16 protein-coding genes are annotated in these 16,608 nt (G+C 29.3%); all 16 read right to left on the bottom strand.

Annotation, left to right across the window (positions count from 1 at the left end):
• Positions 1 to 257: 257 nt before the first annotated feature.
• The gene (locus tag I4U58_RS07280) at positions 258 to 1,070 is read right to left on the bottom strand and encodes a metal ABC transporter permease (protein ID WP_343003977.1); all 813 of its coding nucleotides are present in this window, start codon (positions 1,068 to 1,070) and stop codon (positions 258 to 260) included.
• On the bottom strand, positions 1,066 to 1,773 hold the full coding sequence (locus I4U58_RS07285; protein WP_195930542.1) for a metal ABC transporter ATP-binding protein: 708 nt from the start codon (positions 1,771 to 1,773) through the stop codon (positions 1,066 to 1,068). Before I4U58_RS07285 ends, I4U58_RS07280 begins: the two co-directional genes overlap by 5 nt.
• A gap of 27 nt (positions 1,774 to 1,800) precedes the next feature.
• On the bottom strand, positions 1,801 to 2,847 hold the full coding sequence (locus tag I4U58_RS07290; RefSeq protein ID WP_195930545.1) for a metal ABC transporter substrate-binding protein: 1,047 nt from the start codon (positions 2,845 to 2,847) through the stop codon (positions 1,801 to 1,803).
• The gene (locus I4U58_RS07295) at positions 2,840 to 3,277 is read right to left on the bottom strand and encodes a transcriptional repressor (protein ID WP_195930546.1); all 438 of its coding nucleotides are present in this window, start codon (positions 3,275 to 3,277) and stop codon (positions 2,840 to 2,842) included. The genes I4U58_RS07290 and I4U58_RS07295 overlap by 8 nt, the downstream gene beginning before the upstream one ends.
• 261 nt (positions 3,278 to 3,538) lie before the next feature.
• A complete protein-coding gene (gene lysS, locus I4U58_RS07300; protein WP_195930548.1) occupies positions 3,539 to 5,062 on the bottom strand; it encodes a lysine--tRNA ligase in 1,524 nt (507 codons plus the stop codon).
• A 14-nt stretch (positions 5,063 to 5,076) separates the two neighbouring features.
• A complete protein-coding gene (gene greA, locus I4U58_RS07305; protein WP_195930551.1) occupies positions 5,077 to 5,553 on the bottom strand; it encodes a transcription elongation factor GreA in 477 nt (158 codons plus the stop codon).
• 107 nt (positions 5,554 to 5,660) lie between these two features.
• Complete coding sequence (dusB, locus tag I4U58_RS07310; RefSeq protein ID WP_195930564.1) at positions 5,661 to 6,629, bottom strand: tRNA dihydrouridine synthase DusB; 969 nt, start codon at positions 6,627 to 6,629, stop codon at positions 5,661 to 5,663.
• Positions 6,630 to 6,884: 255 nt separating this feature from the next.
• Entirely contained in the window at positions 6,885 to 7,655 is a 771-nt protein-coding gene (locus tag I4U58_RS07315; protein ID WP_195930567.1) for a type III pantothenate kinase, read from the bottom strand.
• 17 nt (positions 7,656 to 7,672) lie between these two features.
• Entirely contained in the window at positions 7,673 to 8,278 is a 606-nt protein-coding gene (locus tag I4U58_RS07320) for an ECF transporter S component (RefSeq protein WP_195930570.1), read from the bottom strand.
• A gap of 235 nt (positions 8,279 to 8,513) precedes the next feature.
• Positions 8,514 to 9,491, bottom strand: a complete 978-nt coding sequence (locus I4U58_RS07325) for a P1 family peptidase (protein ID WP_195930574.1) — start codon at positions 9,489 to 9,491, stop codon at positions 8,514 to 8,516.
• Positions 9,484 to 10,461 carry a biotin--[acetyl-CoA-carboxylase] ligase gene (locus I4U58_RS07330; protein WP_195930586.1) on the bottom strand — a complete coding sequence of 326 codons (978 nt, stop codon included), beginning with the start codon at positions 10,459 to 10,461 and terminating at the stop codon, positions 9,484 to 9,486. The genes I4U58_RS07325 and I4U58_RS07330 overlap by 8 nt, the downstream gene beginning before the upstream one ends.
• 170 nt (positions 10,462 to 10,631) lie before the next feature.
• Entirely contained in the window at positions 10,632 to 12,614 is a 1,983-nt protein-coding gene (gene ftsH, locus I4U58_RS07335) for an ATP-dependent zinc metalloprotease FtsH (RefSeq protein WP_279325555.1), read from the bottom strand.
• Between the two features lie 31 nt (positions 12,615 to 12,645).
• Entirely contained in the window at positions 12,646 to 14,034 is a 1,389-nt protein-coding gene (tilS, locus tag I4U58_RS07340; RefSeq protein WP_195930609.1) for a tRNA lysidine(34) synthetase TilS, read from the bottom strand.
• A gap of 306 nt (positions 14,035 to 14,340) precedes the next feature.
• Complete coding sequence (locus I4U58_RS07345) at positions 14,341 to 14,748, bottom strand: DUF1934 domain-containing protein (protein ID WP_195930610.1); 408 nt, start codon at positions 14,746 to 14,748, stop codon at positions 14,341 to 14,343.
• Between the two features lie 200 nt (positions 14,749 to 14,948).
• Entirely contained in the window at positions 14,949 to 15,584 is a 636-nt protein-coding gene (locus I4U58_RS07350) for a cell wall hydrolase (protein ID WP_243269580.1), read from the bottom strand.
• A gap of 56 nt (positions 15,585 to 15,640) precedes the next feature.
• Positions 15,641 to 16,351, bottom strand: coding sequence for a stage II sporulation protein R (gene spoIIR / locus I4U58_RS07355; RefSeq protein WP_195930614.1), 711 nt, complete (start codon positions 16,349 to 16,351; stop codon positions 15,641 to 15,643).
• Positions 16,352 to 16,608 lie beyond the last annotated feature (257 nt).

Here is a 16,608-nt window from a genome sequence, read left to right on the forward strand (position 1 = left end):
TTCTAATTATCACATATTAATATATATTGATATATTTTATTCCATTTTCTAAGTATATTTTTTTAGGTTTATATTGTTATTTTATATTTAGATGTTATTTTTAATAATAATTTAGCCTAAATTTCTTTAATAAAAAAATTCACTTCGTTCATATCGCCAACGACTTCGTCCGTTGCTTTAGTTAATAAGTTGGAAATTATACATTATCCACAAACCAGATAATATATAATTTCCGTAGAATTAAAAAAGAGAATTGATTAATTTCTCAATTCTCCTATTAAATACGATAATATAAGCGCTACAGTATTAACAAGAACGATACTTGCTCCTGTAGGTATTGAATATAAATACGATAATACTATTCCTAAAAAGAAACATACTACTGATACTATTGCAGAACATATTATTACACTTTTAAATGTTTTAAAGTTTCTCATTGATATTAATGCTGGGAATATTATTAAGCTTGATATAAGCATTGTACCCATTATTCTCATACCAACAACTATTGTTATAGCTGTTAAAACAGCAATTATCATATTATAAGCATCGGCTTTTGTTCCTGTAGCTTTTGCAAATGACTCATCAAAAGTAACTGCAAATATTTTATTGTAGAAAAATACAAATAATATAATAACTACTACAGATAAAGCAATACTCATATATACATCTGATTCAGACATTGCTAATATACTACCGAACATATAGCTATATACATCTGTATTCATTCCTTTTGTTAATGCCGTTACAACAACCCCTATAGCAATAGATACTGTAGATATTAAGGCAATTGCTGAGTCACCTTTTATCTTGCTATTTTCACTTAATCTAAGTAGTATAATAGCAGCTACTGTAACTATTGGTGTTGATATATATAGTGGCGCTACATTCATAGCAACAGCTATTGTAAGAGCAGCGAATGCCACGTGTGATAACCCATCACCTATCATTGAGTACCTTTTTAAAACTAAACTAACTCCTAATAAGGCAGAACATAAAGCAACTAAGCCACCTACTATCATTGCTCTAACTATAAATGTATATGACATCATATCACTTAATACACTAATCAATTTGGGCACCTCCTATAAATCTTCTTCCTACTTCACTGTTAGCATAATCTTCTGTATTTCCGAAGAATTTGATGTTCTTTTTTAAATGAAGTATTTTACTTGCATTATTAACAGCAAAATTTATATCATGAGATACCATTATAATCGTAATCCCTTTTTTATTTATTTCTTTTATTAAACTATACATCTCACGTGTTACAGTTGGGTCTAAGCCTGTTATAGGCTCATCAAGTATTATTATCTTTTTAGTTGCACAAAGTGCTCTTGCTAACAATACTCTTTGTTGTTGCCCCCCTGATAATTCTCTAAATGATTTTCTTTTTATATTTTCTATGCCAAGAGATTTAATCATCTCATTAGCTAATTTTTTATCTTTCATAGAGTAAAATGGACTAAATCCTTTTGAATTCAAGCATCCTGATAATACAACTTCATATACTGATGCTGGAAAATCTTTTTGAGCTTGAGTTTGTTGTGGTAAATATCCTATTTCATTTTTATTTAAGCCTTCTCCAAATACAATTTGACCTAATTTAGAGTTTTCTAAACCTAATATAGTTTTTACTAAGGTACTTTTTCCCGAACCATTCTCTCCAACTATACATAAGTAATCACCTTGTTCTATAGAAAAAGAAATATCTTCTAATACTACTTGATTTTCATATTTTACACTAACATCTTTACATTCTATTTGACTCATTTAAAATATTCCTTTCCAATTCATATTTTACTGTAGTGCTGCTTTAAGTGTTTTTATGTTTTCTTTCATAATAGACACATAAGTTGCACCATTTTCAAAGTCTTGTTGACTAAGATTATGAGCAGAATTTAAACACATAGTTTTTACTCCTGTTTCATTTGCTAAAGTATTAGCTACTTTTTGGCTGCTAAGTTCAACATATAATACTACTGGTATATTTTCTTGTCTAATGAAATTAACTAAATAAGAAACAGTTTCTGCTGATGGTTCCATCTCATCACTACATCCAGGGAATGCAGCTTTATAATCAAGACCATACTCTTCTACAAAGTATTTGAATGGGAATCTATCCCCAAATACTAAAGTTTTTCTTTTCGCATTTTTTACTATATCTCTAATTTGTGAATCTATATCTTCTATTTCAGATATATATTGTTTAGCATTTGCATCAAATTTATCTGCATCTTTTTCATCTAATTGATTTAAAACTGTGTTTATTTCTTTAACGATTTTTATAGCATTTATAGGTGATGTCCAAACATGTTCATCGTACTCTATGTCTGTTGTGCTGTGTTCATGTCCTTCATGACCTTCTGCATCTTCGTGGTCGTGGTCTTCTCCATCTTCATGGCTATGATCGTGATCATGCGAATGAGTTGCTACGCCTTCAAGACCTACTGTTTCATCTTCTTCAATTAAATTTACACAATCCTCTAATTTTAAAGTTTTTGTTTTACTCATATCGATAGAATCTAAAATTCCATCTACCCATTTATCATTTCCTCCACCATTGTAAATAAATAAATCTGAGTTTTGGATTTTTCTTATATCATCTGGTGTTGGTTCGTATGAGTGTGTTTCTACACCAGGTTTAATAAGCATTTGTATATCCGCGTTATCTCCAGCAACTGCCCTAGCAAAATCATATTGTGGGAATGAAGTAACGACTATTTGTAGTTTTCCATCATGTTTCTCAACTACTTGTTTATTCTTTATCCCATTTGCAAAAATCATCATAACTCCAGATAACATTACGATAATTAATGCAATAATTCCTATTTTCTTCTTATTCATCTCTATCTCCTATTTTATTTAAGCATTTTTTACATGTTCCATAGAATACAGTTTTTGAACTATCTATTTCAAATCCATGATGAGCACATAAATGTTCTTTTACTGTATTTAAAAAGTTGCAATCTAAATGATATAGTTCTCCACATACTTTGCATTTAAAATGAAAATGATTGTAGCATTTTTCTTCTTTATCTATGTATTGATAACAAGCACATATGCCTTTTTCTATTGTATACTTACGGATTATGCCCTTTTGTTCTAATTCGTCGATATATCTGTATGCAGTAGTTTTTCCAACTGGAGAACCAAATTCTTTTGTATAATCTATTATCTCGTCTACTGTTACATGTCTATCTTTATTATCTACCAAATAATCTAATATTAATTCCCTTTGTTTAGTTTTATATTTTCCTCTATTATTATTGTTCAATTGTATACTCCTCACTTTCATAAAAAACATAATCAAAATATATTTATATATATTTGATTAAATCGATTCTCATTATCATTTATTCACCAAAAATAATATCAGTTTACTTAAATAGAAACTGATTCCCTATTTCATTTTCAGTTATTTATTATATACCTAGGATATAGATATGTCAAACTTTTCTATATAGTTTTATACATAAAAATAAAAGGATGTCCAAAGTAGGACACCCCTCTATATTATATTAAGATTTAATAAATCTTATTGTTCTTCGTCTTCAGTATTTTTATGAGTTATTGGTTTCATAGTTGGGAATAGTATTACGTCTCTTATTGATGCAGAGTTAGTAAGTAACATCATAACTCTATCTATACCTATTCCTAATCCACCTGTTGGAGGTAGACCAACTTCTAAAGCATTTATGAAATCTTCGTCCATATCACATGCTTCGTCGTCACCTAATTCTTTCTTTCTTAATTGGTCCATAAATCTTTCTTTTTGATCGATTGGGTCATTAAGTTCAGAGAATGCATTAGCTAATTCCCATTTATTTGCGAAAGCTTCGAATCTATCAGTTTTTCTTGGGTCTTCAGCATTTCTCTTAGCAAGTGGAGAAACTTCAACTGGATGATGAGTTATGAATGTTGGTTGGATTAATTTATCTTCACCGAATTCTTCGAAGAATGCATTTATAACTTCTCCTCTTCTCATTCCAGGAGTTATTTCTATTCCTTTTTCTCTAGCTACTGCTAAAGCTTCTTCATCAGTGTTTATAGTATCAAAGTCTACACCAGCGTATTCTTTAACACATTCTATCATAGTCATTCTTTTCCATGGTGGTTTGAAGTCTATTTCAGTTCCTTGGAAGTTAACAACTGTGCTTCCTGTAGCAACTTCTGCCATATGAGCTATAACATTTTCAGTTAATTCCATCATATCGTTGAAGTCAGCATATGCTTGGTACATTTCTATAGCAGTGTATTCTGGGTTGTGGTTAACGTCCATACCTTCGTTTCTGAACATTCTTCCCATTTCGTATACTTTATCGAATCCACCTACTATTAATCTTTTTAAGTATAATTCGTTAGCTATTCTTAAGTACATTGGTATATCTAATGTATTGTGATGAGTTATGAATGGTCTAGCATTTGCTCCACCAGCTATTGTATTTAATATTGGTGTTTCAACTTCTAAGAATCCTCTATCATCTAAGTAACTTCTTAATGCTTTTAAAGCTTTAGTTCTTGTTAAGAATGCTTGTTTTACTTCTGGATTAACTATTAAGTCAACATATCTTTGTCTGTATCTTAAATCTACGTCTTTTAATCCATGGTATTTTTCTGGTAATACTTGTAATGATTTAGATAATAATACTACGCTAGTTGCTTTTACTGATATTTCTTCTTTTTTAGTTTTGAATACAGTACCTTCAACACCTATGATATCACCTATATCATATGTTTTGAACACAGGGTATTCTTCTTCACCTATAGCATCTTTTCTAACGTAACATTGTATTCTACCTTCAGAATCTTGTATATCTATAAATCCAGCTTTACCTTGGATTCTTTTGCTCATTATACGACCTGCTATTTTAACAGTTTCGCCTTCTTTAGCTTCAAAGTTGTCTTTGATTTGCATAGAATAATCAGTTACATCATATTTTGTTTGCTCGAATGGGTTTCTTCCCATATCTATAAGATTTTGTAATTTTTCTCTTCTAACTTTTAACACTTCACTAAGTTCTTCATGTGTTTCTACATTTTGATGTTGGTTTTTACTCATTTGTTCCTCCCCTTCTATCTTCTTATATCTAATACTTTGAATTTATTTGCTCCATCTGGAACTTGTACTTCTACAACTTCACCAACTCTAGCACCTAATAGAGCTTTTCCTACTGGTGATTCATTAGATATTTTTCCTTCGAATGGATCAGCTTCTGCAGAACCTACTATTGAATATTCAATTTCTTCATCGAAATCAAAGTCATATAACTTAACTATAGAACCTACCATTACTATATCAAGGTCTATTTGACTTTCATCTATGATAACTGCTTTTCTTAATTTTTCATCAAGTTTTAATATTTGTTCTTCTAATTTAGCTTGTTCATTTTTAGCTTCATCGTACTCAGCATTTTCTGATAAATCCCCAAATGATATAGCTACTTTTAATCTTTCTGCAACTTCTTTTCTTTTTACTGTTTTTAAGTATTCTAACTCTTCTTCAAGTTTATTGTAACCATCTTGAGTAAGTAACTCTTGTTTTTCTACCATAACTTAACAACTCCTTTTACACTCTATATTTTATAAATTATAACTTTCTTTATATTATTCATTATAATTTTACGTTCTAACTAATTTATGCGCTTTATTATAAGTCACTATTCTGATTGTGTCAAGGACAACTCATTCAGCTTCATTACTACAGATTCACAATCAGTTAATTTATTGATTTCATCTCTAAATCTAGCTGAATTTTTTAATCCTTTTATATACCAACCAATATGTTTTCTCATTTCACGAACTGCTACATATTCTCCATGTTCAGCAACTGCAAGTTTCATATGCTCTATAGCTGTATTTATTTTTTCTTCTGCAGTTGGGTTAGGTAGTATTTCACCAGTTTGCATATAGTGGTTTATTCTTTTGAATATCCATGGGTTTCCTTGCGCACCCCTACCTATCATTATAGCATCGCAGTTTGTTTTTTCTAACATATTTATTGCATCATCTATTTCAAATACATCTCCATTACCTATTACAGGTATTGATATAGATTCTTTTATCTCTTTTATTATATCCCAGTCTGCTTTTCCAGAATAATATTGTTCTCTAGTTCTACCGTGTATTGCTACAGCACTAATTCCAGCTTGTTCAGCTATTTTAGCTATTTCAACAGCATTTACACTATTATCATCCCATCCTTTTCTTATCTTAAGTGTTACTGGCTTTGTAGAATTTTCTACTACAGCTCTCATAACTTCTTCTGCTAATTTAGGATTTTTCATTAAAGCTGATCCATCACCATTTTTTATTACTTTAGGAGCTGGACAACCCATATTTATATCTAAAATTTCATTTGGATGAGAGTTCAATATTTCAGCAGCTCTTCCCATATATTCAGGTTCAGAACCAAAAATTTGGATTGCAATTGGGTGTTCCTCATCTTCTATTTTAGTCATTTTTTTAGTATTTTCATCATTATAGCAAAGGGCTTTTGCATTTATCATTTCTGTATAAAGCATCCCACAACCTTTTTGTTTACATATTAATCTAAAAGGAAGGTCAGTTACACCTGCCATAGGAGATAAAAAAACTCTGTTGTCAAGACTTACATTTCCTATGTTCATTATTGTTCTCCTTTTTATTTAAAAAGTTTTTGTGGACTATATCAATTCATTATTGACCACTTCTAATATATTATTACAAAAAATTAAAATATACTATATGATTTTTGATAAATTTTATTTTTTTACATTTACTTAACCATTTATTTTTCAAAAATACGTATATTTTATGCCTAAAAAAGACTGTCTCTATTATTTTCGAGACAGTCTTTGCTTTTCTATTTATTAATCAAAAAATATGTTTTATTAATCGATTATTTATTCTTTATTTTTTTCGTAGATAAGTTTTAAACCTTCTAGTGTTAAGTCTTTGTCGATATAATCTATGCTATCAGTTTCTGAATCTATAAGTGTTGAAAGTCCACCTGTTGCAATAACTTTTACATCATCATTACCTAACTCTTCTTTAATCATGTTAATTAATCTTTCAACCATTCCTGCATAACCATATATTATACCAGCTTGCATTGCTGATACTGTATTTTTACAAATTGTCATACCTGGTTTTACTAATTCAACTCTAGGTAATTTAGATGCTTCATGGAATAATGCTTCACTTGATATCTTAATTCCTGGACAAATTGAACCGCCTAAGTATTCTCCTTTATCTGATATTGCACAGAATGTAGTTGCTGTTCCAAAATCAACTATTATTGATGGATATCCGTATTTTTCGATAGCTGCTACTGCATTTACTATTCTATCAGCCCCAACTTGTTTTGGATTATCATATTTTATGTTTAAGCCAGTTTTTATTCCTGGTCCTACTATTAATGGCTCAACTCCACAGTATTTTATACAGAAGTTTTCAAGAGAATGCATAACATCTGGAACCACTGATGATATAATTATATTCTTAACATCTCTCATATTGATTCTATGGTATTCAAATAAGTTATTTATTAATATACCATATTCATCTGAACTTTTTTGATGATCAGTGTTTATTCTCCAACTGTTAGTTAATGTATCTCCTTCATAGATGCCTAAAACCATATTGGTATTTCCAACGTCAAATACTAATAGCATTTATATAAACCCTCTTTCTATTTTTTGCTTTTTCTAATCATAGCCACTGCAACTGCTGATACTAATACACCTGCTACTATTGCTTCTGGTATTCCATTAGCTGTACATATTGCAAGAATATATTTACCTGCATTTCCTGCTTGACCTATTGCTTTCATATATCTATCCGCATATAATACGTAAATTAATCCCATAACTCCTATTGTATTTGTTAGAGATCCAACTACTCCTGCAATGAATCCTGATAAATAAACTCTTTTAGTTAATTTGTGTATTCCTGCATATACATAGTATGCCACTACACCAATTAATATTCTTGGTAATACTGATATAATTGGATTCATAAAACAGAATGATGTAATTGTAGGTTCTGTAAATGCTTTAAATAGACTTGTTAATCCGAATATTAAACCTACTGCTGCTCCAACAACTGGACCTTCTATTACTGCTCCTATTATAACTGGTACATGCATAATAGTTGCTTTAACTGGTCCTAGTGGTATATAACCAACAAAAGGAATCATAGATAATACAATTGATATTGCTGACAGTACTGAGATTACTGCCATTCTTCTAACGTTTAATCGTTTTTGAGTTGATGCTTGTGCTCCTGCGTTCATCATAATATAACCTCCGTTCCAGCTCCATTGGATGCCGGACTTTTAATATTATTTTGTTACATATTTTACCCTATAGTCAGACTTCTTTTTTAAGAATGCCCGCTGTAACAAAATAAATTTTAGCAGTCGACACTTGCGTTGTCAATATTCTCACATTTTTTTGTTAGTTTTTTCTTATAATCAAAAACATGCCTTTTTAGTATATTTTTGGATTATTTTAATCAATTTTATTAAATATCTATTTTACTAATAATTGTTGTTTTAATTCATTATATGATGGTATTTGTTTTACTCCTTTAGCATTTTTAACAGCATTTATTATACTTTTTTCCATAACTTCAACTGCTAAAGAACCTAATAATGTTAAATCTGCTCCTGTTTCTATTTCACCTGTTGCCATCGTAAATATTGTGTCTCCATCATGAGGAGTATGTATAGGGAATATAGCTCTCGCGTATCCATCATGGGCCATTTGTGATATTTTTTTACATTGTGCTTTATCTAATTTAGCATTAGTAGCAATAATTCCTATTGTAGTATTATCTATACTAAATCCGCCTTTTGTTACCCCTTGTTTCATAAGTTCGTAACTATTTAGACAGCTAGTTTTATCATTATTTAATGCTCCTGCTATTACCTTTCCATCTTCATACACATCTCCTAATGCATTTACTGCAACTAAAGCTGATACTACTATTCCATTGTCTAATTTTATAGAATGACTTCCTATACCACTTTTTGTTACAAATTCTGGTCCTCTTATTTTTCCGACACTTGCTCCACATCCAGCACCATAGTTTCCTTGTTCTAAAACTGTTTCACTAGCATTTAAACAAGCTTCGTATCCCATTTGTTTGTCTGGTCTTATTTTATGATTTCCTATTGCTAAGTCGAATAATACCGCACCAACAACTATTGGCACTTTACAAGGCCCTGCTTCAAATCCTATATTTTTTTCTTCTAAGTATTGGCTAACTCCACATGTACTTTCTAAACCAAATGCTGACCCACCAGATAAAACAACAGCGTGTACTTTTTGAATTGTATTTACTGGATCAAGTAAATCTGTTTCTCTTGTTCCAGGGGCAGCTCCTCTAACATCTACACCGCATGCTGCGCCTTCTTCGCATATAACTACTGTGCATCCTGTAAGAGCTTCTTCATTTTGTGCTTGTCCTACTTTTAATCCTTTAACATCTAGTATGTTATTATACATATCCTTTTACTCCTCTTATAGAAACCTCTCCTGATAGTATTTCTTTTATTTCACCATTATTTTCTTTTATAATTAAATTTCCATTTTCATTTATATCTATACATTCAACTAACTCTTTTTTGTTATTCTTTATAAGATATACATGATTCCCTATTATTGCCGAATATTTTTTACATATTTCTAAAGTGCTATCTTTGTTTCCATCTAGTATATAAGCTTTATATAATTTTTCAAACTCTATACAAAATTGTCTAACGATATCAACTCTAGATAACTTATATCCTTCTTTATAAAGAGAAGTAGCTTTCTCTTTTATTTCTTCTGGGAATTCAAGTGTTTTTACATTTATACCAATTCCCATAACAATATAATTTACTCTTTCCATTTCGGCTGATAATTCAGTTAATATACCGCAAATTTTCTTATGATTTAATATGATATCATTTGGCCATTTTATCGATACATCAACACCTAAATTATCTAATGCTTTAATAATACTTGCACCTGCTACTAAAGTTAAAAACGGCGTCTTATATGGCTCAATTTTAGGCTTTATAATTAAGCTCATCCAAATTCCATCTCCTGATTTTGACTTCCAACTTCTGCCCAATCTTCCTTTACCTTTAGTTTGTTGTTCACTTATTATTAAGGTTCCCCCATTAACTTTATTTCCAATTTCTTTAGCATAATCATTTGTAGAACCTACAGTATCCAAATGTATTATATTTTTGCCTATAAATTCAGTGCTAAGATTATGCGATATATTTTCTAGTAATAATATATCATGTGGTCTTTCTGCTAATCTGTATCCCTTTTTATTTACAGATTCTATATTATATCCTTCTTCTCTAAGTGCATTTATATGTTTCCATATTGCTGTTCTAGAAATTCCTAATGCCTTAGATAATTGTTCTCCAGATATAAAGCTATCTCCGCTATCTAAAATAGCTCTTATTATCTTTTCTCTCATAAATACACCCCTTTAAAACTATGTATTAATTTCTTATTATCAATTTATATCTTATTTTACATTATACTGTTAACTGTTTATATATAAAATACAATTTTTAGGAAAATTTATCAAAAAAATAAAGGCTGTTACACAATTAATGTAACAGCCTTTTTATCTAATATTCAAGATTATTTTTCATTATCTAAATCTTTTTTATTTAATTCTACAACAGTGTCTTCTATTTTGTTTTCTACTTGAGTAGTTTCTGTTTTTTTAGTTATATCAACTTTAACTTCTTCTGTAGTTGAATTGTCAGTATCAGATTTTTCAACTAAATCTCCTTTATCTAAAGGAAGTTCTTGATTAAATGCTTTTATAAATTGTTCTGCATCTAAAGTTTCATATGCTAATAAGCCTTTAGCTACATAATCAAGCTCCGCAGAATAGTCAGTTAATATTTTTCTACATTTTGCATATGCAACTTCAACTATATCTCTTACTTCTTTATCTATTTCATAAGCTATTTCTTCAGAGTAATTTTTCTTAGTTGAAATTGAATTTCCTAGGAATACTTCTTCATCACTATCGCCATATACCATTGGTCCAAGTTTTTCACTCATACCATATTTAGTAACCATAGCTCTTGCTATTGAAGTAACTCTCTCTAAGTCATTAGATGCACCTGTAGATATATCGTCCATTATTAATTCTTCAGCGACTCTACCACCTAATGCCATTATGATAGTTTCTTTCATTTCATTCTTAGTTCCATACATTTGATCTTCTTGTGGAAGAGGTTCTGTAAATCCTCCAGCTCTACCTCTTGGTATTATTGTTACTTGATGAACTGGGCTTACATGTTCTAATACATGCATACATATAGCATGACCAGCTTCGTGGTAAGCTGTGAGTTTTCTATCTTTTGCACTTATAACTCTTGATTTCTTAGCAACCCCTACCATAACTTTTGTTATAGCTTCTTCTATAGTTTCCATATGAATTTGTTTTTCTTTCTTTCTAGCTGTAAGTATTGCAGCTTCATTCATTATGTTTTCTATATCTGCAGGAGTAAATCCTGGAGTTCTCTTAGCTAATACATCTACTTTTACGTCTTTTGCAAGAGGTTTATTTTTTGAGTGAACTTTAAATATAGCTTCTCTACCTTTTACATCAGGCGCTCCTACTACTATCTCTCTGTCAAATCTACCTGGTCTAAGTAGCGCAGGGTCTAGTATATCTGGTCTATTTGTTGCTGCCATTATAATTATACCTTGGTTAACACCGAAACCATCCATTTCAACTAGAAGTTGGTTTAATGTTTGTTCTCTTTCATCGTGTCCACCGCCAAGGCCAGCTCCTCTTTTTCTACCAACAGCATCGATTTCATCTATGAATATTATCGCTGGAGCATTTTTCTTAGCTTGTTCAAATAAATCTCTTACTCTTGAAGCACCAACCCCAACAAACATCTCAACAAAATCAGAACCACTTATAGTGAAGAATGGAACTCCTGCTTCACCAGCAACTGCTCTTGATAAATAAGTTTTACCTGTACCAGGAGGTCCTACCATAAGTATCCCTTTAGGTATTCTTGCTCCTAATTCAATATATCTCTTTGGATTTTTAAGGAAGTCAACAACTTCGCTTAAATCTTCTTTTTCTTCTTGAAGACCTGCTACATCTTTAAATGTAACTCTAGTCTTTTCATCATCTTTATGAACTCTAGCTTTTGATTTTCCAAAGTTCATAACTTTTCCGCCTCCACCTTGAGACTGATTCATAAATAAGAACCACATTATTACCATAAAGAATATTAATAATAATGTTGGTAGCATTTGTATATACCAAGGTTCAGTTGGTTTTGGTTTACCACTAAATACTAATTTTCCTTCTTTAGATTGCTCTAATACCTCATTTGCAAACTCATCACTCATGACTTCTCTTGGCATATAAGATGTAAATTTTTCTTTTGAATCTTTTATTGTACCTTCTACTGAAGTTGAATCTACAAAACGTATTTCTGATATATTTTCTTCTGTTAAATATTTATATACTTGAGAAAAGTTTAATTCTTTTACTGTTTCTGTCGGTGTACCTGCAAATTCTACTATTGTCACGATTATAATTAAAAGTAACAAATAAAAACCTGCGCCTTTTAAGAATTTGTTCAACAGAAGCCCTCCCTTCATATGTTGTTTTATTTTAAAGCGTTTTAAAGCATACTTTCAGTACTTCTCTTGTGCTTTCGTCAACTTTAAACTTCTCACTTACTCTGTAAGTTCCTACACTTAGTACATCTTCTTCATCTACTAATATAGGTATTCTACATCTTTCTTCTTTTGGAATTTTCATATCGATAAATAAAGTTTTTAGTTTTTTATTTCCTACAGAAATATTTATCTTATCCCCTGCTTTTCTAGTTCTTACATTTAAGTCCCCCTTTATTTTGTCTGCATCAAACCATTTATTATCTTTGTTTTCTCCTTTAGTGATGTTGTATTTTTCAATACTCATTGTTTCTGTTTCTACAAGTGTTCCCAATTCTTTTATTTTTACAAATCCATTCTTAGGGACTTTGTAACAGAATTCAATTTCTTCACTAATTATTTCTTTTATAGTAATTATTATACTATTTTTCTTTCTATATACAAACAAACCTCTTGGAAGATTTAATTTTTTCCCTACTTTTTTTTCTGGTTCCAGTTCAATAATCTCCAAGATATGTTTTTGGTCTATAAAATTAGTATCTCCTAAAACATATTTAATCGCATATCTAAGAACTCTATATTTTATTGAATTATGTAAGTCTACAAATAAATCTACTGGTATTTCTATGCTTTCATCTGATATAGAACATATTTCTTCAAATTTCATAAGTGCATTTGATTCAATATAGTCACTATCTTCTTTTATGCTACTAGTCATTCTTACTATAGACTTTATTACATTTGAATTAAAGTTTTCTTGCATATATGGGATTAGTTTTAATCTAATTTTATTTCTTGTATAGATTGGATCTAGATTAGTTTGGTCTATTCTTGGATTTAGATTATATTGTTCACAGTAATCTTCAATTTCGCTTCTTTCTATGTCTAATATTGGTCTTATTATAACGTTATCTCTTATATACTCAATTCCTCTTAATCCTTGAAGACCAGTCCCTCTCATAATTCTCATAAGTATTGTTTCCGCTTGGTCATTTTCATTATGAGCTATTGCTATTTTATTAGCATGAGTTCTAGTCATGATTTCATAAAACATCTCATATCTTAATTTTCTGGCACCATCTTCAATAGATAATTTATTTTCTTTGCAGTATTTTGGAACATCAATTGATTTAACAAAATACTTTATACCCATCTCCTCACACAATTGTGTTACATATAATGCGTCTTTTTGTGCCTCAAGACCTCTAATTTGATGGTTTAAATGAGCAGCATAAATTTCTATATCTAATGTTTCTTTTAATCGATTTAATATATGTAGAAGACAAACTGAGTCCGGGCCGCCAGAAATCCCTAATACAATTTTATCTCCTTTTTCAATAAGATTATGTCTATTTATTGTATCGAGTACCTTTTCAAATATCATATTCTATCCCTTTTAAATAATTCTTAATTTATTTTCATGTTTAATTTAATAAATATATTAAAAACTATTTTTAAATCCTTTCAAGCAAAATTTAAACTTACAATTGTTTATATATTTTCTATAAAAAAATATTAAGTCCTTGTATGTTTTTGCAGATTAAATAAAATTAACTATAATACATATAATAACAAATAAATTAAACAAAAGGTAGTATTTTAAACTACCTTTATAAAATATTCTTTTATATGATTTATGAAAATAAATCTATCTTTAATATTATATCTATTTTTCTATTTATTAGACTTATTATTTTTTCTTAATCTCTATGTTAATTATATTTCTTCCCGTAAACATGTCCATTATTTTTATATCGTAATCAATAAGTATAGATATATTTTCTCCTTCAAATATATCTAATTCCTTTGTATGGTTTTCTATAATAAAAGCACCTTGTGGAGTAAGATAATTTGATACATCAACATGACCTGCTTTAAATCTTAGTGTTGAATTTAATGCACCAAATCTCTTTATAGTTACCATATTTTCTTCTATTTTTATAGATGTTGTTATCTCTTCTCCATCTTCAACTTGTTTATAAATTATATATTTATGGTCTTTCTTTTGATATAAAGTTCCATCTGAATTAGTTTTTATAATATTTTTTTCACCTAATTCATTAAACTGTGTTGTCTGTATATTTATATTAATATCCATAATTACCTCCTAAGCTATACACTTTCAAATCTGTCAAAGTAATATAAACCTTATACATTTATTAAATATGTATTTTATTATTGAAATTATATCAAAAAAATTATATCAGTTATAATCTGTATTATCAATTAAAATATGCCCCTCCTACAAAGACATATATTAAATATATATCTATGTAAAACGGGCATCTTTATTCATAATTATCTTGCAAATACATGATTTCCTATTCTCAAGTGTGGATTTAGTGTATTTATCCAGTTGCATGTTGATATATCTGGATTCCAAAAATAAATTGCATCATTTGTTGGATCATTGCCATATAGAGCATCTTTGGCTGCTTTATATGATTCTTCTGTTGGCTGAGCATTTATATACCCATCCCTAACAACAGAAAATGCATTCTTTTGATATATTACACCTTCTATAGAATCAGGAAATCTTGAATCTTTTACTCTGTTTAAAACTACCGCTGCTACAGCAACTTGTCCTTCATAGCTTTCTCCTCTTGCTTCAGCTGCTACTAATTTTGATAATAAATTTAATTGTTCATCACTTAAACTCATAACTGCTTGTGTTTCTTCATCAGCAACATCCTCATTCTCTATAGATTTAGTATCCGATGTTGCAGTATCCTGGACACACAAATTAATGTAACCCTCTTTATTGTTTTTTAAGTTCCATAAATTTGATTCTTTAGATTTTTTATTGTGTGTTTCTTGAAGTAAATTAGTAATACTCATTAAATTTATATCATTACTCTCATATGCAGATATCGTGCTTGTAACTAAAAAAATTGCTATACACAATGATAGTATTATTTTATAATACCTTCCCATAAATAACTCTCCTTTATAAAAATAAAATTTAATATCTATATAAATAAATTAATTATTTATATCTGACAATCGTCTTGTTTTAAATCCAATATTTTTTGAAAAACTTCTACTATTTTAAATTTTATTTGTAAATCATTTACCTTTTTATTATCTTTTTCAACTATCAATTCATACTCATCTTTTGTTAAAACTGATTTTAATTTTTCATCAGTTTCTTTATCTATTACGTTGTTTTGTTCATCTACAAAACAAAGTGGAGGAAACATAACACACCACCAATTTCTACCTTGGCCCTTGCCTATTACTATTTTTAATGCTTTATATTCACCGGCAGGAAGTACTACGCTTGAATATTGTTTTGTTGGAAACTTGCTATATCCTAAGTTTATACTTACATCATAATCATACCCATTTTCTTTTATTGTTTCTTTGCATATATCCATTAACTTGTCTTCTTCATTAAGTATTATTTTTTCACTCTCTTGTATTGACTTTGAGTCTTTTAGCTTTGGTTGTAAATAACTTATAACTTCATCTCTTACTTTTAATTTAAGGTTTTGGTCTTCATCAGAGTCACTATTTGCTAATACGTGAAATCTTATTAAATTATCTTTATAATCATCTGAAAATCTATCTATTTTAGATATTTGTGCATATGCGTAAGTTGCCATTATTCCTAAGATTCCAACAAGTAATATAGTACATAATGTTATTCTAAATTTTATATTTTTATTTATGTTTAATTTATTTTTTATATTATTTTTCATAATCTCATCCCCACTTTTTATATATAAATCATCATATTTTAAAAAACTTATATTTCACTCCGATATAATGAGATTATTTCCAAGTTATTTTATTTTATACATAAAAAAATCAACAAAAAAATTCCCTTTATTCATAGCTCTATCCAAAACCTTATAATATATAATTTCCTTAAAATTAAAAAATGGTCCAGCTAAATATTATAAAAATAAAGATATGAAAGGATGTATAGGTTTTATCAGTGCTATAAGTCATGAGT

Source organism: Clostridium sp. 1001270J_160509_D11 (genome assembly GCF_015667935.1).
Taxonomy (GTDB): domain Bacteria; phylum Bacillota; class Clostridia; order Peptostreptococcales; family Peptostreptococcaceae; genus Intestinibacter.

Bases quoted from the DNA above. Each gene is read 5' to 3' on its own strand.
- I4U58_RS07285 (WP_195930542.1), bottom strand. From the start codon at position 1,773: ATGAGTCAAATAGAATGTAAAGATGTTAGTGTAAAATATGAAAATCAA.
- I4U58_RS07290 (WP_195930545.1), bottom strand. From the start codon at position 2,847: ATGAATAAGAAGAAAATAGGAATTATTGCATTAATTATCGTAATGTTA.
- lysS (WP_195930548.1), bottom strand. From the start codon at position 5,062: ATGAGTAAAAACCAACATCAAAATGTAGAAACACATGAAGAACTTAGT.
- greA (WP_195930551.1), bottom strand. From the start codon at position 5,553: ATGGTAGAAAAACAAGAGTTACTTACTCAAGATGGTTACAATAAACTT.
- dusB (WP_195930564.1), bottom strand. From the start codon at position 6,629: ATGAACATAGGAAATGTAAGTCTTGACAACAGAGTTTTTTTATCTCCT.
- I4U58_RS07315 (WP_195930567.1), bottom strand. From the start codon at position 7,655: ATGCTATTAGTATTTGACGTTGGAAATACCAATATGGTTTTAGGCATC.
- I4U58_RS07320 (WP_195930570.1), bottom strand. From the start codon at position 8,278: ATGATGAACGCAGGAGCACAAGCATCAACTCAAAAACGATTAAACGTT.
- I4U58_RS07325 (WP_195930574.1), bottom strand. From the start codon at position 9,491: ATGTATAATAACATACTAGATGTTAAAGGATTAAAAGTAGGACAAGCA.
- I4U58_RS07330 (WP_195930586.1), bottom strand. From the start codon at position 10,461: ATGAGAGAAAAGATAATAAGAGCTATTTTAGATAGCGGAGATAGCTTT.
- tilS (WP_195930609.1), bottom strand. From the start codon at position 14,034: ATGATATTTGAAAAGGTACTCGATACAATAAATAGACATAATCTTATT.
- I4U58_RS07345 (WP_195930610.1), bottom strand. From the start codon at position 14,748: ATGGATATTAATATAAATATACAGACAACACAGTTTAATGAATTAGGT.
- I4U58_RS07350 (WP_243269580.1), bottom strand. From the start codon at position 15,584: ATGGGAAGGTATTATAAAATAATACTATCATTGTGTATAGCAATTTTT.
- spoIIR (WP_195930614.1), bottom strand. From the start codon at position 16,351: ATGAAAAATAATATAAAAAATAAATTAAACATAAATAAAAATATAAAA.